General features: G+C 71.3%; 19 protein-coding genes. 8 read left to right on the forward strand and 11 right to left on the reverse strand.

Annotated elements, in window-relative coordinates; genetic code table 11:
* The first annotated feature begins 81 nt into the window (after nucleotides 1-81).
* From AC1RU4_RS08140 to AC1RU4_RS08160, 5 genes are all read left to right on the forward strand, one after another.
* A complete protein-coding gene (locus tag AC1RU4_RS08140; RefSeq protein WP_492890559.1) occupies nucleotides 82-795 on the forward strand; it encodes a phosphoribosylanthranilate isomerase in 714 nt (237 codons plus the stop codon).
* Complete coding sequence (gene trpB, locus AC1RU4_RS08145; RefSeq protein WP_492890560.1) at nucleotides 792-2,024, forward strand: tryptophan synthase subunit beta; 1,233 nt, start codon at nucleotides 792-794, stop codon at nucleotides 2,022-2,024. Before AC1RU4_RS08140 ends, trpB begins: the two co-directional genes overlap by 4 nt.
* The gene (gene trpA / locus AC1RU4_RS08150) at nucleotides 2,021-2,860 is read left to right on the forward strand and encodes a tryptophan synthase subunit alpha (protein ID WP_492890561.1); all 840 of its coding nucleotides are present in this window, start codon (nucleotides 2,021-2,023) and stop codon (nucleotides 2,858-2,860) included. The genes trpB and trpA overlap by 4 nt, the downstream gene beginning before the upstream one ends.
* Nucleotides 2,861-2,957: 97 nt before the next feature.
* Nucleotides 2,958-3,893, forward strand: a complete 936-nt coding sequence (accD, locus tag AC1RU4_RS08155; RefSeq protein ID WP_492890562.1) for an acetyl-CoA carboxylase, carboxyltransferase subunit beta — start codon at nucleotides 2,958-2,960, stop codon at nucleotides 3,891-3,893.
* Nucleotides 3,894-3,910: 17 nt separating this feature from the next.
* On the forward strand, nucleotides 3,911-5,263 hold the full coding sequence (locus tag AC1RU4_RS08160) for a bifunctional folylpolyglutamate synthase/dihydrofolate synthase (RefSeq protein ID WP_492890563.1): 1,353 nt from the start codon (nucleotides 3,911-3,913) through the stop codon (nucleotides 5,261-5,263).
* Between the two features lie 126 nt (nucleotides 5,264-5,389).
* Here AC1RU4_RS08160 and infC read toward each other — a convergent pair whose 3' ends face one another.
* On the reverse strand, nucleotides 5,390-5,914 hold the full coding sequence (infC, locus tag AC1RU4_RS08165) for a translation initiation factor IF-3 (protein WP_492890564.1): 525 nt from the start codon (nucleotides 5,912-5,914) through the stop codon (nucleotides 5,390-5,392).
* A 317-nt stretch (nucleotides 5,915-6,231) separates the two neighbouring features.
* Here infC and AC1RU4_RS08170 point away from each other — a divergent pair, with 317 nt between their 5' ends.
* Nucleotides 6,232-7,017, forward strand: coding sequence for an alpha/beta hydrolase (locus AC1RU4_RS08170; protein ID WP_492890565.1), 786 nt, complete (start codon nucleotides 6,232-6,234; stop codon nucleotides 7,015-7,017).
* 3 nt (nucleotides 7,018-7,020) lie between these two features.
* Here AC1RU4_RS08170 and rsmD read toward each other — a convergent pair whose 3' ends face one another.
* Nucleotides 7,021-7,584 carry a 16S rRNA (guanine(966)-N(2))-methyltransferase RsmD gene (rsmD, locus tag AC1RU4_RS08175; RefSeq protein WP_492890566.1) on the reverse strand — a complete coding sequence of 188 codons (564 nt, stop codon included), beginning with the start codon at nucleotides 7,582-7,584 and terminating at the stop codon, nucleotides 7,021-7,023.
* 18 nt (nucleotides 7,585-7,602) lie between these two features.
* Nucleotides 7,603-9,954, reverse strand: coding sequence for a pseudouridine synthase (locus AC1RU4_RS08180; protein ID WP_492890567.1), 2,352 nt, complete (start codon nucleotides 9,952-9,954; stop codon nucleotides 7,603-7,605).
* 106 nt (nucleotides 9,955-10,060) lie between these two features.
* Here AC1RU4_RS08180 and AC1RU4_RS08185 point away from each other — a divergent pair, with 106 nt between their 5' ends.
* A complete protein-coding gene (locus AC1RU4_RS08185) occupies nucleotides 10,061-10,489 on the forward strand; it encodes a nucleoside deaminase (protein ID WP_492890761.1) in 429 nt (142 codons plus the stop codon).
* A gap of 57 nt (nucleotides 10,490-10,546) precedes the next feature.
* On the opposite strand, the gene AC1RU4_RS08190 is transcribed toward AC1RU4_RS08185, so the two are convergent.
* The 8 genes from AC1RU4_RS08190 to AC1RU4_RS08225 all read right to left on the reverse strand — a co-directional run bounded on the left by AC1RU4_RS08190 (nucleotide 10,547) and on the right by AC1RU4_RS08225 (nucleotide 18,493).
* A complete protein-coding gene (locus AC1RU4_RS08190; protein WP_492890568.1) occupies nucleotides 10,547-11,452 on the reverse strand; it encodes a patatin-like phospholipase family protein in 906 nt (301 codons plus the stop codon).
* A gap of 76 nt (nucleotides 11,453-11,528) precedes the next feature.
* Nucleotides 11,529-12,806, reverse strand: coding sequence for a phosphoribosylamine--glycine ligase (purD, locus tag AC1RU4_RS08195; protein ID WP_492890569.1), 1,278 nt, complete (start codon nucleotides 12,804-12,806; stop codon nucleotides 11,529-11,531).
* Between the two features lie 86 nt (nucleotides 12,807-12,892).
* Complete coding sequence (locus tag AC1RU4_RS08200; protein WP_492890570.1) at nucleotides 12,893-14,926, reverse strand: MacB family efflux pump subunit; 2,034 nt, start codon at nucleotides 14,924-14,926, stop codon at nucleotides 12,893-12,895.
* 9 nt (nucleotides 14,927-14,935) lie between these two features.
* Nucleotides 14,936-16,129 (reverse strand): efflux RND transporter periplasmic adaptor subunit, encoded by a 1,194-nt coding sequence (locus tag AC1RU4_RS08205; protein WP_492890571.1) that lies wholly within the window; start codon nucleotides 16,127-16,129, stop codon nucleotides 14,936-14,938.
* 168 nt (nucleotides 16,130-16,297) lie between these two features.
* Nucleotides 16,298-16,492: a hypothetical protein gene (locus AC1RU4_RS08210; protein WP_492890572.1), complete on the reverse strand. Its 195-nt coding sequence runs from the start codon at nucleotides 16,490-16,492 to the stop codon at nucleotides 16,298-16,300.
* Nucleotides 16,493-16,531: 39 nt separating this feature from the next.
* Nucleotides 16,532-17,428 carry a S49 family peptidase gene (locus tag AC1RU4_RS08215; protein ID WP_492890573.1) on the reverse strand — a complete coding sequence of 299 codons (897 nt, stop codon included), beginning with the start codon at nucleotides 17,426-17,428 and terminating at the stop codon, nucleotides 16,532-16,534.
* A gap of 31 nt (nucleotides 17,429-17,459) precedes the next feature.
* On the reverse strand, nucleotides 17,460-18,257 hold the full coding sequence (locus tag AC1RU4_RS08220; protein ID WP_492890575.1) for a tRNA1(Val) (adenine(37)-N6)-methyltransferase: 798 nt from the start codon (nucleotides 18,255-18,257) through the stop codon (nucleotides 17,460-17,462).
* An 11-nt stretch (nucleotides 18,258-18,268) separates the two neighbouring features.
* Nucleotides 18,269-18,493, reverse strand: a complete 225-nt coding sequence (locus tag AC1RU4_RS08225; protein ID WP_492890576.1) for a putative signal transducing protein — start codon at nucleotides 18,491-18,493, stop codon at nucleotides 18,269-18,271.
* 159 nt (nucleotides 18,494-18,652) lie between these two features.
* On the opposite strand from AC1RU4_RS08225, the gene AC1RU4_RS08230 reads away from it, so the two are divergent.
* Nucleotides 18,653-19,663: a polyprenyl synthetase family protein gene (locus AC1RU4_RS08230; RefSeq protein WP_492890577.1), complete on the forward strand. Its 1,011-nt coding sequence runs from the start codon at nucleotides 18,653-18,655 to the stop codon at nucleotides 19,661-19,663.
* Nucleotide 19,664 lies beyond the last annotated feature (1 nt).

Here is a 19,664-nt window from a genome sequence, read left to right on the forward strand (position 1 = left end):
GCCGGCGACGCGCGCGCTCGCCAGCGGCGGCCGATCCGTGCTAGGTGCACGTCCCGAGGAGACGGCCCCGAGGAGACGGCCTTGTCGATCGAGATCAAAATCTGCGGGCTGAAGACGCCGGAGACGCTGGACGCGGCGCTCGACGCCGGCGCCGACATGATCGGCCTGGCGTTCTTCGCTCCGAGCCCGCGCTATGTCGATCATGCGACCGCGCGTGCGCTGGCCGCGCGCGCGCGTGGACGCGCGCAGGTCGTCGCGCTGACCGTGGATGCCGATGACGCCGCGCTCGCCGGCATCATCGACGCCGTGCATCCCGACATCCTGCAGCTGCATGGACATGAGACGCCCGAGCGCGTCGCCGAGGTGCGGGCGCGCTTCAATCTGCCGGTCTGGAAGGCGATCGGCATCGCCGCCGCCGCCGATCTCGCGCGGCTGCCGGCCTACGAGCCGGTCGCCGACCGGCTGCTGCTCGATGCCAAGCCACCGAAGGGCGCAGTGCTGCCGGGCGGAAACGGTGTGCCATTCGACTGGAATCTTCTGGCCGAGCTTGACCTTGCAAAGCCCTTCATGCTGTCAGGAGGGCTGACGCCGCAGAACGTGGCGCAAGCCCTGCGCCTGATCCGCGCGCCCGGGGTCGACGTATCCTCGGGCGTGGAGAGCGCGCCCGGCGTGAAGGACCCGGCGCGGATCGCCGCGTTCATGCGTGAAGCGCGGGATGCCGCCCGCGACCCCGAAACCGCCGCCGGCCCGGGCGCAGAACCCTTGCCGGCAGAACAGACGAGCCCCGCTTCGTGAACGCTCCCAACTCCTTCCGCACCGGCCCCGACGAGAACGGACATTTCGGCATATTCGGCGGCCGCTTCGTCGCCGAGACCCTGATGCCGCTGATCCTCGACCTCGAGGCGGCCTATCAGGCGGCCAAGGCCGACCCCGCCTACAAGGCGGAGATGGATGCGGGGCTGAAGCATTATGTCGGCCGGCCGAGCCCGCTCTATTTCGCCGAGCGGTTCACCGAGCACCTGCGCGCCAATGCCGCCGAGGGGATGGGCGCCAAGATCTATTTCAAGCGCGAGGAGCTGAACCACACGGGTTCCCACAAGGTGAACAACGTGCTCGGCCAGATCCTGCTCGCCCGCCGCATGGGCAAGCCGCGCATCATCGCCGAGACCGGCGCCGGCCAGCACGGCGTCGCCACCGCCACGCTCTGCGCGCGCTACGGGCTGAAATGCGTCGTCTACATGGGCGCGCTCGACGTCGCCCGGCAGGCGCCGAACGTGTTCCGCATGAAGATGCTCGGTGCCGAGGTGGTGCCGGTGCAGTCCGGCGCCAGGACGCTGAAGGACGCCATGAACGAGGCGCTGCGCGACTGGGTGACCAATGTGCATGACACGTTCTACTGCATCGGCACCGTGGCCGGCCCGCACCCCTATCCGGCCATGGTCCGGGATTTCCAGAGCGTGATCGGCCACGAGACCCGCGCGCAGATGCTGGAGCAGGAGGGCCGGCTGCCGGACAGCCTGATCGCCTGCATCGGCGGTGGTTCCAACGCGATGGGCCTGTTCCACCCGTTCCTCGACGATCCGGCGGTGAAGATCTACGGCGTCGAGGCGGCCGGCCACGGCATCCCGACCGGCCAGCATGCCGCCTCGCTCACCGGCGGCCGGCCGGGCGTGCTGCACGGCAACCGCACCTATCTGCTGATGGACGACGACGGCCAGATCGCCGAGGCGCATTCCATCTCCGCCGGCCTCGACTATCCCGGCATCGGGCCGGAGCATTCCTGGCTGCACGAGACCGGCCGCGCCACCTATATCTCCGCCACCGACGAGGAGGCATTGGCCGCCTTCCAGCTGGTGTCGCGCCTCGAGGGCATCATCCCGGCGCTGGAGCCGGCGCATGCGCTGGCCAAGGTGGCCGAGATCGCCCCGACGCTGCCGAGGGACCACCTGATGGTGGTCAATCTCTCCGGCCGCGGCGACAAGGACATTCCGCAGGTGGCGGAAATTCTGGGAACCCGCATATGAGCACCCGCCTCACCGCCCGTTTCGAGGCCTGCGCCCGCGAGGGACGCGCCGCGCTCGTCACCTTCGTCACCGCCGGCGACCCGGACTACGACACCTCGCTGGCGCTGCTGAAGGCGCTGCCGGCAGCCGGGTCCGACGTCATCGAGTTCGGCGTGCCCTTCACCGATCCGATGGCCGACGGCCCGGCGATCCAGGCCGCCGGCCTGCGGGCGCTGAAGAACGGCCAGACGCTCGTCAAGACGCTCGCCCAGGTGCGCGCCTTCCGCGAGGCGGACAGCACCACGCCGGTGGTGCTGATGGGCTATTACAACCCGATCTACATTTACGGCGTCGACCGCTTCCTCGTCGATGCCAAGGCCGCCGGCGTCGACGGCCTCGTGGTGGTCGACCTGCCGCCGGAAGAGGATAACGAGCTGTGCCTGCCGGCGCTCGCCGCCGGGCTCGCCTTCATCCGCCTCGCCACCCCGACCACCGACGACAGGCGGCTGCCGGCGGTGCTCGCGCACACGGCGGGCTTCGTCTATTACGTGTCGATCAACGGCATTACCGGCTCGGCGACGCCCGACGCGGCGGCGGTCAGCCAGGCGGTGCGCCGTATCAAGACGCATACGCCGCTGCCGGTCGCGGTCGGCTTCGGGGTGAAGACCCCGGCGCAGGCCGCCGCCATCGCCGCCGGCGCCGATGGCGTGGTGGTCGGCTCGGCGCTGATCGACGCGCTGCGGTCGAGCCTCGACGCCGACGAGAAGGCGACCCCGGCGACCGTGCCAGCGGTCACCCGCCTCGTCTCGTCGCTGGCGGAGGCGGTGCGCACCGCCCGGCCCAAAGCGGCGGAATGACGGGCGCACGTTACCGCTCGCCTTTTCCTCGCCTTTCTGCGTGACTAGATGAAGATCGGCGCCGCCGAGCGCCGCCTTCCCTGCCCGGAGCGAGCCCTTGAACTGGATCTCCAACGTCGTCCGCCCCAAGCTCAACAGCTTCCTCAATCGCCGGGAAGTGCCGGAGAACCTGTGGGTGAAGTGCCCCGAGACCGGGCAGATGGTGTTCCACAAGGATCTCGAGGCCAATCTGTACGTGGTGCCGGGGTCCGGCTTCCACATGCGCATGGACCCGACGTCGCGGCTGCGCTCGATGTTCGACGGCGGCAAGTGGTACGACGTCGCGCTGCCGTCGGTGCCCGCCGACCCGTTGAAGTTCCGCGACGAGAAGCGCTACACCGACCGCCTCAAGGACGCCCGCACCAAGACCGGCGCGCAGGACGCGGTGAAGGTCGGCTACGGCAAGCTCGAAGGGCTGCCCATCACCATCGCCGTGCAGGATTTCGGCTTCATGGGCGGCTCGCTCGGCATGGCCGCCGGCGAGGCGATCGTGACCGGGCTGGAAACCGCCGCCTCGCGGCACACGCCGTTCATCATGTTCGCCTCCTCCGGCGGGGCGCGCATGCAGGAGGGCATCCTGTCGCTGATGCAGATGCCGCGCACCACCTGCGCGGTGCAGGAGCTGCGCGAGGCGCGCCTGCCCTATATCGTCGTGCTCACCAACCCGACCACCGGCGGCGTCACCGCCTCCTATGCCATGCTGGGCGACGTCCACATCGCCGAGCCGGGGGCGCTGATCGGCTTCGCCGGGCCGCGCGTCATCGAGCAGACCATCCGCGAGAAGCTGCCCGAGGGCTTCCAGCGCTCGGAATTCCTGCGCAAGCACGGCATGGTCGACATGGTCGTGCATCGCCACGAGATGCGCGACACGCTCGGCCGGCTGTGCCGCCTGCTGATGCGGGCGCCGGCCGCCGGTGCCGCGAAGACCGGGCCCGTCGCGGGCGAGGTGCCCGCCCTCGCCGCCGCCGCTGTTGCCGCCTCGGCGGCGTCCTGACCCGAGGAAGACGCGCCGTGCCTGCCCTTCCGGCCGCCGACGGCGGCGCGAGCCCGCCCATCGACGCCATCTTCGCGCGACTGCTGGCGCTGCATCCCAAGCTGATCGACCTGTCGCTCGACCGCATGGAGCGGCTGCTGGAGCGGCTCGGCCATCCCGAACGCCGGCTGCCGCCGCTCATCCATGTCGCCGGCACCAATGGCAAGGGTTCCGCCGTCGCCTTCATGCGGGCGATCCTGGAGGCGAGCGGCCGGCGGGTGCACGTCTATACCTCGCCGCATCTGGTGCGCTTCAACGAGCGCATCCGCCTCGCCGGGCACCTGGTCGACGACGCGGTGCTGATCGACGCGCTCGACCGCGCCGAGAAGGCCAATGGCGGCGAGCCGATCACCTTCTTCGAGATCACCACCGCGAGCGCCTTCCTGCTGTTCTCGGAAGTGCCGGCCGACGTGCTGCTGCTGGAGGTCGGCCTCGGCGGGCGGCTCGACGCCACCAACGTGGTCGACCGCGCGCTCGCCAGCGTCATCACCCCGGTATCGATCGACCATGTCGACTTCCTCGGCGACACCGTCGCCGCCATTGCCGGCGAGAAGGCCGGCATCATCAAGCGCGGCGTGCCGGTGGTGGTCGGCCGCCAGAGCGAGGCGGCGCTGAAGCCCATCGAGCGGATGGCGGCGCGGATGGCGGCGCCGCTGCACATCATGGGCGAGCAGTTCCAGGCCCATGACGAGGGTGGGCGGCTGATCGTCTCCGACGAGCACGGGCTGCTCGACCTGCCGCGCCCGCGCCTTGTCGGCCCGCACCAGATCGAGAATGCCGGGCTGGCGGTCGAGGCGCTGCGGGTGGCGGGCCTCGCCGACCCCGGCTTCGCCGTGCCGACGCAGGCCTATGAAGAGGGGGTGCGGACGGCGGAATGGCCGGCGCGGCTGCAGCGACTCGGTCCCGGCCCGCTCACCGCCCGTGCGCCGGACGGGGTCGACGTCTGGCTCGACGGCGGCCACAACGCCGCCGGCGGACAGGCGCTCGCGAGCGCGCTGGCCGATATCGAGGACCGGGTGCCGCGTCCGCTGGTGCTGATCATCGGCATGCTGGGCAGCAAGGATTCAGGGGCGTTCCTCGCGCCCTTCGCCGGGCTGGCGCGCGAATTGATCGCCGTGCCGGTACCGGGCGACCACAAGGGCCAGCCGCCGGAAACGGTGGCGGCGGCCGGGGCCGCGCATGGCATGTCCGCCTCGACCGCCGCGAGCGTCGCCGCGGCGCTGGACGGGCTGGCGGCGTTTCCGGTGGCGCCGGCGCCGCGCGTGCTGATCGCCGGCTCGCTCTATCTCGCCGGCGCGGTGCTGGCCGAGAACGGCAATCCGCCGGACTGAAGCCAGCGCGTGATAGGAAAGACCGTCCGCGGGAGACGGCCGGATGGCCGCTCCCTGTCCCGGACGGCGACAAGGCGACGGCACCCGCACCCACGGCGCGGCGCCACCGCCAGACTGGCCCGCGCTTCAGCGCGGCGCCAGCACCATGATCATCTGCCGGCCTTCCAGCAGCGGCTCGGACTCGACCTTGGCGATCGGTGCGAGCTCTTCCTTGACCTTGTTGAGCAGCTTGTAGCCGAGCTCCTGATGCGCCATCTCGCGGCCGCGGAAGCGCAGGGTGACCTTCACCTTGTCGCCTTCGTCGAAGAAGCGATGGATCGCCTTCATCTTCACCTCGTAATCATGGGTGTCGATGCCGGGGCGCAGCTTGATTTCCTTGATCTCGACGATGTGCTGCTTCTTGCGCGCCTCGTTGGCCTTCTTCTGGTTCTGGTACTTGAAGCGGCCGTAATCGAGGATCTTGCAGACGGGCGGCACCGAGTTCGGTGCGATCTCGACGAGGTCGAGGCCAGCTTCCTGCGCCATGACGATCGCGTCGCGCGTCTGCACGACGCCACGATTCTGCCCGTCCTGGTCGATGAGCTGGACTTCACGGATGCGGATGTCTTCGTTGACGCGCGGGCCATCCTTTTCGGGCGCGGCGACTCTCATTGGGCGACGAATGGCGGTTTTCTCCTCTGCCGTTCGGGATACGCTTCATCGCGCTTCCAAGACGGGCCGGGCTTGCAGGACAGGCAGGCCGGCTCTTTGCCGCGCGTATAAAACGGTCGCAGAACATCGGGATAAACCCGGCGGAAGTCAACGGTCTTACGTAGCGTCAATGAGCGTGAAAGCCGTTGAAATGAGCAATTCCGGGCCCGGCTTTGCCTTTTGATGTTGCTTTTCCGGCTCCGGCGCGACTTGAGTGCGCCGCCGGGCGGCCGATTCCCCACCCGGACGCGGGGATGGGACGGAGCCGGGGACAGGCGATGGACGAGGATATGCCGGATTTCATCGAGATCGACGCGCAGGGGGATATCCCGGCACGACGCATCGCGGTGCGGATGACGCCGGGACGCAGCGACGCGGATGCGCCGGGCGTGCTCTGGTGCGGCGGCTATCACTCCGACATGCGCGGCACCAAGGCCCAGGAGCTGGCGGCCTGGGGCACGGCACATGATCGCCGCGTCGTGCGCTTCGACTATTCCGGCCATGGCGAATCGAGCGGGCGCTTCATCGACGGCACCATCTCGGATTGGGCGCAGGAGGCGCTGGCCGTCCTCGACCGCTGCACCGGCGGGCCGCAGGTGGTGGTCGGCTCCTCCATGGGCGGCTGGATCGCGCTGCTGCTGGCGCGGGCGCTGGCGGCGCGCGGCGAAAAGCGGCTCGCCGGGCTGGTGCTGATCGCCCCGGCGCCGGATTTCACCGAGGAGCTGATGTGGAAGGCGATGACGCCGGAGATCCGCACCGAGATCCTCGATACCGGCGTGTGGTACCGGCCCTCCGACTATGGCGAGCCACAGCCGGTCACCCGCGCGCTGATCGAGGACGGGCGGCGGAACCTGGTGCTCGACGCGCCCTTCGCCATCGGCTGCCCGGTGCGCATCCTGCACGGGATCGCCGACGAGGTGGTGCCGTGGCAGCACGCGATGCGGCTCGTCACCTGCCTCGCCGAGGACGACGTGGTGACGACGCTGGTGAAGGACGGCGACCACCGGCTCTCCCGGCCGGAGGATATCGACCGCATCCTGGCGGCGGTGGCCTCGTTCGGCTGAGGTCTACGCCGCGCCGGGTGCGCGCAGGAACACCGCCTCGGTGGCGTCGTAGCGCCGGCGCTCCAGTTCCTCGAAGCCTTCCGGCGCCTTGAAGCCGGCCTCCACCGCCTCCTCGACGACGACGAGCGCCCCCGGCGCCAGCCAACCGCCGTCACGCGCGCCCGTGAGCGCCTTCTCGGCGAGGCCGCGCCCATAGGGCGGGTCGCAGAAGACGAGATCAAAGGCGTCGCTCGCAAACGCGGTACCGAGCCTGGTGGCGTCGCGACGGAAGATGCGGGTGATGCCGCCGAGGCCCAGCGTCTCGATATTGGCGCGGATCAGGCCGCGCGGCTCGGCCGCCTCCTCGACGAACACCGCGAATTTCGCCCCGCGCGACAGCGCCTCCAGCCCCAGCGCGCCGGTGCCCGCGAACAGGTCGAGCACCCGCGCGCCGTCGGCCGCGTCGTCATAGGCATGGGCGAGCACGTTGAACAGCGCCTCCCGCAGCCGGTCGGTGGTGGGGCGCGTGGCGTTGGAGCTCGGTCCCCGGAGGGGCCGACCGCCGAAGCGGCCGCCGACGATCCGCATCGCTCGGGTTCCCCGCGATCAGCTGCGCGGCGTCCGCCCGCGGGGGCCGCCGGCGGGACGATCCCCGCGCGGCTTGCCACCGCCGGGCTTGCCACCAGAAGGCTTGCCGCCAGAAGGCTTGCCACCGCTCGGCCGCCCGCCTCCCGGCTTGCCGCCGAAGCTCTTGCCGCCCGGCTTCCCGGCGAAGCTTTTGCCCGCGGGACGCCCTCCAGGCTTGTCACCGAAGGAACGCTCGCCGCGAGGCTTGTCACCGAAGGAACGCTCGCCGCGAGGCTTGTCGCCGAAGGAGCGCTCGCCGCGGGGCTTGTCGCCGTCAGAGCTCTTGCGGCCCTCGAAATTCTTGGCGCCATAGGTTTTGGCACCATAGGTCTTGCCGCCGGCGCCCTTGCCCTCCGGCCGGCTGTCGCGCCGGGGACGCTCTGCGCCCTCGCTGCCGCCGGAGCGCTGCGGACGGGCACGCCCGCCCTCCTCCGACTTGACGCGGCCGCTATAGGGACGATCGCTGCCCTCGCCACGGAAGGAGCGCTCGCGGAACGGACGCTCGCCTTCGGGACGTTCGCTGCGACCGCGGAACGGACGCTCGCCATCCTCGCGACGCGGCGAGCGGTCGCCGATATCGCGGCTGCGGGCGGGGCGGTCGCCCTCTTCACGCTTGCGGAACGGACGCTCGCCTTCGGGACGCTCGCTGCGACCGCGGAACGGACGCTCGCCATCCTCGCGACGCGGCGGGCGGTCGCCGATATCGCGGCTGCGGGCGGGGCGGTCGCCTTCCTCATGCTTGCGGAACGGACGCTCGCCTTCGGGACGTTCGCTGCGGCCACGGAACGGACGCTCGCCATCCTCGCGGCGCGGCGGACGCTCGGCGGCCGCCTCCTCGCGCGGGGTGCGCGGGCGGAAGGCGCGCTCGGTGCGCTCGCCCTCCTCGCGCCGGGGAGCACGGGCCGGACGCTCGGCGTCGTCGCGACGCGGCGGGCGCTCGCCGCCTTCGCGCGAGCGGAATGGGCGGTCGCCTTCCTCACGCTTGCGGAACGGACGCGCGCCCTCGGGACGCTCGCTACGTGCGCGGAACGGACGCTCGCCATCCTCGCGGCGCGGCGGGCGGTCGCCTTCCTCGCGCGGCGGGCGCGGACGGAAGGTGCGTTCGCCGCCCTCGCCCTCCTCGCGGCGCGGGCGTTCGACACGGGCACGGGCCGGGCGCTCGGCATCGTCGCGACGCGGCGGACGCTCGCCGCCCTCGCGCGAGCGGAACGGGCGGTCGCCCTCGGGGCGGCGGCCACGCGGCGGCGCGCGCTCGGGCGCCGGCTCGGGGGCGGTGCTCTTTACCCGCTGCACCAGCACCTTGCGACCCTTGCGATCGGCGACGAGGCCGGCCTTCACCGTCCTGTCGGCGGTGGGCTCGGTGTCGATCGGCCGGCGGCGGTGACGATCCTCGGCACCCTCGGCCTTGGCATAGCGGGCGCCCTTGGCGGAGCGCGACGGCGGGCTGGAGGCGGATTTCGGCGCGCGCGGCGCCTCCTCGTCGGAGCCGTCATAAACGAAGACCGGCCCTTCGAAATCGGCGCCGGCGGCGGCGGAGAGCTCCGGGCCGAGCTGGTCGGCAAGGATGCGGGTGCGCACCTCCTCGACCTCGCCCTGGGGGAGCTCGCCGAGCTGGAACGGGCCGTAGGAGAGGCGGATCAGCCGGTTCACGTCGAGGCCGAGCGAACCGAGCACGTTGCGCACTTCGCGATTCTTGCCCTCGCGCAGCGCCAGCGTCAGCCACACATTGGCGCCCTGCACACGGTCGAGCATCGCCTCGATGGGCCCGTAATGCACGCCGTCGACGGTGACGCCGCCGATCAGCGCGTCGAGCTTGTCCTGGGTGATGTCGCCCTTGGCGCGCACGCGGTAGCGGCGCAGCCAGCCGGTGTCCGGCAGCTCCAGCACCCGCGACAGCCCGCCGTCATTGGTGAGCAGGATCAGCCCCTCGGTGGTGAGGTCGAGCCGGCCGACCGAGACCAGCCGCGGCAATCCCTGGGGCAGGATCTCGAACAGGGTCGGACGGCCCTCGGGATCGAAATTGGTGGTCACCACGCCCTTGGGCTTGTGGTAGAGGAACAGCCGCGTGCGCTCCCTGGCCGGCAGCGGGCGGCCGTCGACGGTGATGGCGTCCTCGGGCGTCACGGTGCGGGCGGGGGTGGCGAGAACCTCGCCGTTCACCGTCACCCGGCCTTCGCCGATCCAGTCCTCGATCTCGCGCCGCGAGCCGAGCCCGGCGCGGGCGATGACCTTGGCCACGCGCTCGGCCTCCCGCGGTTCGGCGGGGGCGAGGCTGCGCGGCGCACGGGGCACGCGGTTCTGTTCCTTGCGGGGCGGCGGCGTCTTGGACATGTGGATTGATCCGATCTCAGGGCGGCGGTGCTATCACGTCCGGGGCGCGGACGCGAGCTTTTGGGGACACGAGCGCTTGAGCACGACCGTTTCACGGCCCGATTTCATGGCGCAGGCGCTCGAAGAGGCGAAAAAGGCCGCCGCGCGCGGCGAGGTACCGGTCGGCGCGGTGGTGGTGCGCGGCGGCGCCGTGCTGGCGGCGGAGAGCAACCGGACGCGGGAATTGAGCGACCCCTCCGCCCATGCCGAGATGCTGGCGATCCGCAAGGCGGCGGCGCTTGTCGGCAGCGACCGGCTGGTGGAATGCGATCTCTACGTCACGCTGGAGCCCTGCACCATGTGTGCCGGCGCCATCGCCTGGGCACGGCTGCGCCGGCTCTATTACGGCGCCGCCGATCCCAAGGGCGGGGCGGTGGAGAGTGGCGTGCGCTTCTTCTCGGCGCCGACCTGCCACCATGTGCCGGACATCTATGACGGGCTGCGCGCCCGCGAGGCGGCCGACCTGCTGAAGGACTTCTTCGCCGCGCGGCGCTAGGGATGCCTCTCCCGCCGGTCCTGCCCGCGGGAGTCGGGCCGTTCCTGCGGCACGGTCTCAGGCGAACACCGCCTCCACCCGGCGCTTCACCTCGTCCTTCACCGGCTCGGCAGCCTTGAAGATGGCGGCGGCGCGGAAGAAGTCGAGCACCCGGAAGGAATCGACATTCGGGCGGATCAGGATGTCCGGCGCGCCGGATTTCAACTTCTCGGCGACGATGCTGCCGGCCATGATCTGCAAGGTCGCGAACATGGCGTCGAAGGGGGCCGGCACGCCGCGGGTCTCGCCGCCATGGCCGCCGGTTATGTCGACGGCGAGCACCTTGTCGGCACGCAGGCGCAGCAGGTCGAAGGGCAGCGGATTGACCGCGCCGCCGTCGACCAGCGTGTGGCCGGCATGCACGACCGGTCGGATCAGGCCGGGAATCGCCAGCGAGGCGCCGACCGCCGGGCGGATCTCGCCGGTCGAGAACACCTGCTCGCGCCGCGCCCAGTAATCGGTGGCGACGACATGAAGCGGGATCGACAGTTCCTCGAAGCGCTCCGGCACCGAGGCGGGCAGGAAGCCTTCGACGAAACGCTCGGCATCGATCAGCACCGGATTGCCCAGCCCGCCGAACAGGTCGGCGATGCGCCCGACGCGGGCGGCGAGCAGCCGGCGCATCACCTCGCCGCGATCGCGCAGCAGCACGGAGATCATATGGCGCAGCTCGTGGGCCGGGATGCCGGAGGCGTAGGCGGCGCCGATCAGCCCGCCGATCGAGGCGCCGGCAATGGCGGCGGGGCGGATGCCGAGTTCGTCCAGCGCCTCCAGCACCAGGATATGCGCCAGGCCGCGCGCGCCGCCCGAACCGAGGGCGACGGCGATCGAGGGCTCGTGCACGGCCGTCGAGGTGCCGTGCGAGCTGATCACAGGATCGTGGGGCGGCGGATAGTGGCCGCGTGCGGCAAAGGGATCGTCCATGGCGGGGGGTATCGCATGATTCCACGGCAATTGTTTGAAAACGCCGTGGCACCCGTCATGGTTCAGATGTTCGGGTTCAGCCGGCCAGCGCCCGCCAGGCGATGTCGGACCGGCAGAAGCCCTCGGGCCAGTCGACCAGCGCCACCGCGTCGTAGGCACGCTCGCGCGCCTCGGCGACATTGGCGCCGACGGCGGTAACGTTGAGCACCCGCCCGCCATTGGCGACGATGCGCCCGCCTTCGCGCGTGGTCCCCGCGTGGAAGACGTGCACGCCCGGCACCGCTGCCGCCGCTTCCAGCCCGGCGATCGGCGTGCCCTTGGCATAGGCTCCCGGATAGCCCCGCGCGGCCATGACCACGGTGATGGCGGCGTCGGGCGCCATGGAGACCCGCTGGTCGACCAGCTGGCCGGTGGCAGTAGCGTGCAGCAATTCGAGCAGGTCGCCCTCCAGCCGCAGCATCAGCACCTGGCATTCGGGATCGCCGAAGCGGACATTGTATTCGATCAGCTTCGGACCGTCGGCGGTGATCATCAGCCCGGCGAACAGCACGCCGCTATAGGGGCTGTCGGCATCGGCGAGCGCCCGCGCGGTCGGCTTGACGATCTCGGCGAGCGTGCGGCGCTCCATCTCGGCGGTGAAGACCGGGGCCGGCGAATAGGCGCCCATGCCGCCGGTATTGGGACCCTCGTCGCCGTCGAAGGCGCGCTTGTGGTCCTGCGCCGAGCCGAAGGGCAGCACGGTCTCGCCGTCGACCAGGCAGAAGAAGCTGACCTCCTCGCCCTCCAGAAATTCCTCGATCAGGATCTCGGTGCCGGGGCCGCCGCCCGGCGCGCCCATGGCGAACACCTCGTCCACCGCCTCCAGAGCCTCCGCGAGGCTCATGGCGACGACGACGCCCTTGCCGGCCATCAGCCCATCGGCCTTGAGCACGATCGGTGCGCCGCGCTCATGCACGAAGGCGCGGGCGGCCCCGGCATCGGAAAACCGGCCGAAGGCGGCGGTCGGGATATCGTGCCGGCGGCACAATTCCTTGGTGAACAGCTTCGAGCCTTCGAGCTGGGCGGCGACGCGGCGCGGGCCGAACACCGCCAGGCCCTCGGCGATCAGCCGGTCGGCAATGCCGTCGACCAGCGGCGCCTCCGGCCCGACCACCACGAGGTCGATCTTCTCGGCGGCACAGACCGAGACGATGGCGTCGTGGTCGGTGAGCGGGATGGTCTCGAAGCAGCGCGCATGTTCGGCGATGCCGGGATTGCCGGGAATCGCGATGAGCGCGCCGAGCGAGGGGCTCTGCGCCAGCTTCCAGGCCAGCGCATGCTCGCGGCCACCCGAGCCGAGCAGAAGAACGTTCATGAAAGGCCTCCCGTGTCGCGCTTCGCGTATCCGACCGCGCCGCGGCGGGCAAGAGGGCGGCCATGCGGATCGAGGGCGGGGCCGGCCTATTCGTAGGCCAGAGCCACCACCGGATCCATCCCCGCGGCCTTGCGGGCCGGCAGGTAGCCGAACACGAGGCCGGTGAGGAAGGCGCAGCCGAAGGCGAGCAGCGGCGGCAGCGGCGACAGCAGCACGTTGACGCCGAGCGAGCCCAGGCCCAGCGCCGCTCCGAGGCCGATCGCCACCCCCACCGCGCCGCCGACCCCGCACACCACCAGCGCCTCGGTGTTGAACTGCAGCATGATGTTGCTCATGCGCGCGCCGGTCGCCATGCGGATGCCGATCTCGCGGGTGCGCTCGGTGACGCTGACCAGCATGATGTTCATCACCCCGATGCCGGCGACGATCAGCGAGATGGCGGCGACGCAGCCAAGCACCAGCGTCAGCGTCTCCTGCGTCGCCACCGCGGTCTCGAGGAACTGGGCGGTGTTGCGCACCTGGAAATCCTCGGCCTGGTGGCGTTCGACGAGGATGCGGCTCACCTCGCTCTCGACGGCGGGAATATTGGCGGCGTCATCCACCTTCAGCGTCACCGAATTGACGAAGCGCCGGCCGTAAATGCGCACGAAGCCGGTGGAGAGCGGCACCAGCGCCACGTCGTCCTGGTCCTGGCCGAACGCATTGGCGCCGCGCGGCGAGAGCACGCCGATCACCTGGTAGGGCACGTTCTTCACCAGCACATAGCGCCCGACCGGGTCGTCCTCGCCGAACAGGTTTCTCGCGACCGTCTGGCCCAGCACCACCACCGGCGCATAGGTCTTCACGTCGTCGGCGGAGAACATCACCCCGCTGTCGACCGGCCAGTCGCGGGCGGCGAGGTAATCCGCCGTGGTGCCGATGATCTGGGTGAAATAATCCTCCGAGCCGAAGCGCATCGTGTAGCGGCCGCTGCGCTCGGCGGCCACCGCGCCGAGGCCGGGAATGGCGCGCAGCGCCTCGGCGTCCTCCGGCAGCAGCGTCGCGTTGTCGCCGGAGGTGCGGATGCCCGGCGCGCCGGGCCGCACGATCAGCAGGTTGGTGCCGATCTGGGCGATGCGCTCCATCACCTGCTTCTTGCCGCCGTCGCCCACCGCCAGCATGGTGATGACCGAGGCGACGCCGATGACGATGCCGAGCAGCGTCAGCACGGTGCGGAACAGGTTGGCGTGCATGGAGGCGAAGGCCATCCGCACCGCCTCGGCAAGGTCGGGCACGAAGCGGGCGAGGCCGCCGCGCCCGGCGAGGGCACCGGCGGGCCTGGGCGGCACGACCGGCGGCGGCGCCGCGGCCGCGCCCGGCGTCGGCTCGTCGGAGACGATGCGCCCGTCCTGGAAGCGCACGATGCGCCGCGCATGCGCGGCGACTTCGGCGTCGTGGGTGATGAGGATGACGGTGTGGCCCTCGGCGTTCAGCTCCTTGAGCAGCGCCAGCACCTCCTCGCCGCTGCGGCTGTCGAGCGCGCCGGTCGGCTCGTCGGCGAGGATCACCGGGGCGGCGTTCATCAGCGCGCGGGCGATGGAGACGCGCTGCTGCTGGCCGCCGGAGAGCTGGTTCGGCCGATGTCCGGCCCGTTCGGCGAGGCCGAGCCGGGCGAGCAGCGCCTGCGAGCGGCCGGCACGCTCCTCGCGGCCGAGGCCGGCATAGATCGCGGGGATCTCGACATTCTCCGCCGCGGTGAGCGTCGGCAGCAGGTTGTAGCGCTGGAACACGAAGCCGAACGTGGTGCAGCGCAGATGCGCCAGCGCGTCTGGGTCGAGCCCCTCCACCTCCACGCCGCCGATGTGGTAGCGGCCGGAGGTCGGGCGGTCGAGGCAGCCGACGATGTTCATCAGCGTCGACTTGCCCGAACCGGACTGGCCCATGATGGCGACGAACTCGCCGGACCGGATCGACAGCGACACCCGGTCGAGCGCCCGCACCACGCTCTCGCCGTTCGGATAGAGCCGGCTGACATCGACGAGCTCGACGATCGCCGGCTCCGCGTCGGCGACGCCGGTGGCGGCCCTTTGGGCCTCCGGCGCCTCGCTCGCGATCTCAAGACCGGTGGTTTCGGAGCTCATGGCGCCGCCTCAGCCGAGCCGCGGCGGCATGCCCGGCCGCGCCGGGGCCGCAGCCGGACCACGGGTGCCGGTGATCACCGTGTCGCCGACCGACAGGCCGTCGATGACCTGCGTCACCGAGCGGCTCGACAGGCCGGTGGTCACCTTGCGTTCCTCGACGGCGCCGCCGGGCGTCAGGACCCGCACGCTCCTGGCGCCGTCGCGGCCGGCGCGGATGGCGGCGGTGGGCACCAGCGGCACGCCCTTCGCCTCGCCGAGGCGGAAGAACACCTGCGCCGTCATGTTGGTCATCAGGGTGAGGTCGGCATTGGGCACGTCGATGAGCACGTTGTAGAGCACCACGTCGTTGACGACGGTCGGCGTCGGCTCGATCTGCCGCACCACGCCCTCCCAGCGCCGGTCCGGCAGGCCGAGCGTGTTGAAATAGGCCGATGCACCGACCTTGATGCGCGGAATGTCGCCTTCCGCCACCTGGGCGGTGACGGTCATGGTCTGCAGGTCGGCGATGCGCAGCACGATGGGGGCGGACTGGTTGGCGTTCAGCGTCTGGCCGGGCTTGGCCGAGAGGCTGACCACGGTGCCGTCCATCGGCGCGTAGATCTTGGTGTAGCCGAGATTGGCGAGGTCGCCGTCCAGCGTCGCCTGGGTCTGCTTGATCTGCGCCTGCAGCGCGTCGATCTTGGCGGCGCTGATGCGCGCCGTCGCATCGGCGGCGTCGGCGGCGTCCTTGCTGCCGCTCTGGTTGGCGAGCAATTGCCGGGCGCGCTCGTTGCGCAGCCTGTCGAGCACCAGCTGCGCCTCGGCCTGCGCCAGCTGCGCCTTCAGGTTGTCGAGATTGGCGCGGTCGCCGGTGACGCGGGTCTGGTAGACGGTGGGGTCGATCTCGGCGAGCAGGTCGCCCTTCTTCACCACGTCGCCGACATCGGGCGTTACGGTGCGCAGCTGGCCCGACACCTGGGTGCCGACATCGACATAGGTCTTGGGCTGGATATTGGCGATGGCGGTGACCAGCGTCTCGATATCGCCGAGCTCGACCCTGGCGGTCTGGTAGGCGGGCGCCTCCGCCGCGCGCTCGCGCTGCTGATAGGCATAGAAGCCGCCGCCGGCCGCCAGAACCGCCACCAGCGCCAGCCATGGCCAGCGACGCGGGCGGCTGCGGGCGAGCGTGGTCTCACCGAGTTCCGTGTTGGAGCGCTGCAGCATGGCCGGTCCCGTAGCTTCCCCTGTCCATACAAGGGGATAAAACGGAAGCCGCACTGCACAAAGTGAATTCGCGGTAATGATGCCCCGCCGGCGCCCGAACGGTACCCAAAGGCCGGCGAACGGCGCGCTCGCCGCCTCCCTGCCCGCCAGTTTCCTCGCCCGCCGGCCTCAACGCTCCTGCGGGCGATACTCGCCGGTCACCGGGTCGCGGCGCAGGGTCGGGGCGGCCGGGGCCGGCGTCGCGTCCTCGGCGCGGCGGGCGGCGTCGAGCTCGGCATTCACCCGGCGGGACTCGCGCGCCAGCATCTTGACCAGGGCGGCGGCGCCGAAGGCACCGAGGGCGACGATCAGGAAAGGAGGCATGGATGGATTTCCTCGAAGCGTGGGCCCGAAAGCATGCGCCTACAGGCCGAAGCGGCCCCACAATGCCCGCGCCTCGGCGGCGTGGACGAGTTCCTCGGCAAAGCCGGCACCTATCGCCCCGGCACCGAGCGCTCCCGCCGCACCGACACCGGGCGTGCGGCGGCCGAGCAGCCCGCCGCCGGAGGTGACGAGCGGCGTCGAGACCTTGTCGCCGTAGCGGGCGCGCAGATAGGAGCGCAGGTCGCCGATGGCGTCGATGAGGCCGAAGGCCTGCGCCTGCTCGGCCGCCCAGAACTCGCCGGTGAACAGCGTCGCCTCGTCGGCGGCGAGCACGTCGCCGCGCCGCTCCCGCACCAGCGACACGAACACCGCGTGGATGTCGCGCTGCAGGCCCTTGAGTCGCTCGACGTCTTCCGGCTTTTCCGGCTGGAACGGATCGAGCATCACCTTGCGCTCGCCGGCGGTGTAGACGCGCCGGTCGATGCCGAGCTTGTCGATCACGCGGTCGAAGCCGAAGCCGGCGCTCACCACGCCGATGGAGCCGATGATCGAGAACGGATCGGCGACGATCTCGTCCGCGGCGCAGGCCAGCATGTAGCCACCGGAGGCCGCCACGTCCTCGACGAAGGCGATGACCGGCAGGTCCTTCTCGCGGGCGAGCTCGCGGATGCGCCTGTAGACGAGATGCGACTGCGCCGGCGAGCCGCCCGGCGAATTGATCACCAGCGCCACCGCCTTGGCCCGCTTGGTGGCAAAGGCCTTGTCGAGGCTCTTGGCCACCGAGGCGAGGGTGATGGAAGGGCGCAGCGGGCCGCCCATGCCGATGGTGCCGGACAGCCGGACCACCGGCACGATCACCGCGTCGTCACGCAGCGAGGCCGGCAGGACGGGCGCCATGTGCCGGCGCAACTGGGTGAACAAGGACGCGTTTGCCATCAGCAAGACATAGGGCGGGCCGGGCCGCGGCTCAAGCGGGAAGCGCCGTCCCCCGGCGCAGCAGCGCCTCGGCCTCCGGCGTCGGCCGGCCCGCGCCGTCGGCGAGCAGGAGGCCGGGCAGCAGCGCCGGCGCGGTGCGCCTCCCCTTCACCGCGCCGACCAGCAGCCGGATCGCCGGCGTGCCGGGGCGCCCATGCACCGGGCGGATCGTCACGGCGCCGAAACGGCCCGAGAGCGACGCGAGGATCACCTCGATCGCCTCCGGCCGGTGGATGAGGGCGAGATGGCCGCCCGGCGCCAGCAGCCGCTCGGCGGCGCGGATCCAGATATCCAGCGCCGAATCGTCCGCCATATGGGCGAGCGCCCGGCGCTCGCTCGGCGAGACGCGATGGCGGGCGGGATCGTTGAAGGGCGGGTTCATCAGCACCGCGTCGGCGGCGCGGGCCACGGGCTCGGGTGGCCCGCCCGGACGGGCGAGGGTGGCGATGTCGGCCTCCGCCACCCGCACCCGCGCCGAGACGTCCGGCTGCTGGCGGGCGGCGTTGCGGCGGGCGAGCGCGGCGGTGGCGGGGTCGATCTCCACCAGCGTGACGAGGGCGTCCGGGCAGCGCACCGCAAGGGCGAGGCCGGCGGCGCCGACCCCGGCGCCGAGATCGACGGCGAGGCGGACGCCCTCCGGCACGCTCGCCGCCAGCAGCAGCGCGTCGTGCCCGGCGCGATGGCCGCGCGCCGGCTGGAGCAGGCGCAGCCGCCCGCCGAGCAGCGTGTCGTCGGTGATCGGCAGATCCGTCGCCGGCGGTTCCGAAGCCACGGGATCGGGAAGGCTCATCGCGTTCCACCTCATTCCGGCACGAGCTCGCCGCCGAGCCCGGCCTGCGCCAGCAGCCGGCGGGCGCGATTCGCCGCGTCGTCCTCCACCAGCACCCGGCGCGGGATGACGCCGAGCGAACCTTCCAGAATGCTCATATGCCGGTCGAGCACGAGATGGGCGATGCCGTCGGCCCCGAGCAGCGCCTCGACGGCGGAGAGGAGGACCGGATCGTTGGTGCGCATGATTTCCCGCATGCCGCATCATGGCATGCCGGCCGCCGGCTGGGGAGGGCCGGGCGCGCCGTCCCGCCGCCGCACTTCCCCGCCGGCATGCCCGCCGCGGCGGGCGGCTTGCCGGACAGGGGGGCGTGTCCTTATCCTGTCGGCCGGGCTGAACATTGTCGGAACATGTCTGTGGCTGTCGTCATACCCTTCGATCCCGTGGCCGAACCGTCGCTGGAGAGCATCGTCGCCCTCGTCCGCGAGGACATGGAGCGCGTCAACGCGCTGATCCTGTCGCGCACCGGCTCCGACGTCGCCATGATCCCGGAAGTGGCGACGCATCTCATCTCCTCCGGCGGCAAGCGGCTGCGGCCGATGCTCACCATCGCCACCGCCGCGCTCGCCGGCTACCGGGGCGAAGGCCATGTGAAGCTCGCCGCCTCGGTGGAGTTCATGCACACGGCGACGCTGCTGCATGACGACGTGGTCGACGACAGCGAGATGCGCCGCGGCAAGCTCGCCGCCCGCATGCTGTGGGGCAACGAGGCGAGCGTGCTGGTCGGCGACTTCCTGCTCGGCCAGGCGTTCCGCATGATGATCGAGGTCGGCGACATGCGGGCGCTCGACATCCTCTCCACCGCCGCGGTGGTGATCGCCGAGGGCGAGGTCGCCCAGCTCGCCGCCGCCAAGAACACCGCCACCAGCGAGGACGAGTATCTCGCCGTCATCCGCGGCAAGACCGCCGAACTGTTCGCCGCCGCCTGCGAGGTCGGGCCGGTGCTCGGCAAGCTCACCAAGGCCGAGCAGACCGCCTGCCGCAGCTACGGGATGAATCTCGGCATCGCCTTCCAACTCATCGACGATGCGCTCGACTATGGCGGCTCGCGCGCCAAGCTCGGCAAGAATGTCGGCGACGATTTCCGCGAGGGCAAGATCACCCTGCCGATCGTGCTGGCCTTCCGCCGCGGCAATGACGAGGAGCGCGCCTTCTGGAAGCGCTGCCTGCAGGAGGGCGAGATCGGCGACGGCGATCTGGAACGGGCGATCGACTGCCTCGCGCGTCATCACGCGCTCGCCGACACGGTGGAGCGCGCCCGCCATTACGGCGCCATCGCCAAGGACGCGCTCGGCCTGTTCCGCGACGGCCCGGCCAAGCAGGCGCTGATCGACGTGGTGGAGTTCTGCGTCGCCAGAGCCCGGTGAG

The organism is Ancylobacter sp. GW821-FHT10E12, from assembly GCF_058809335.1.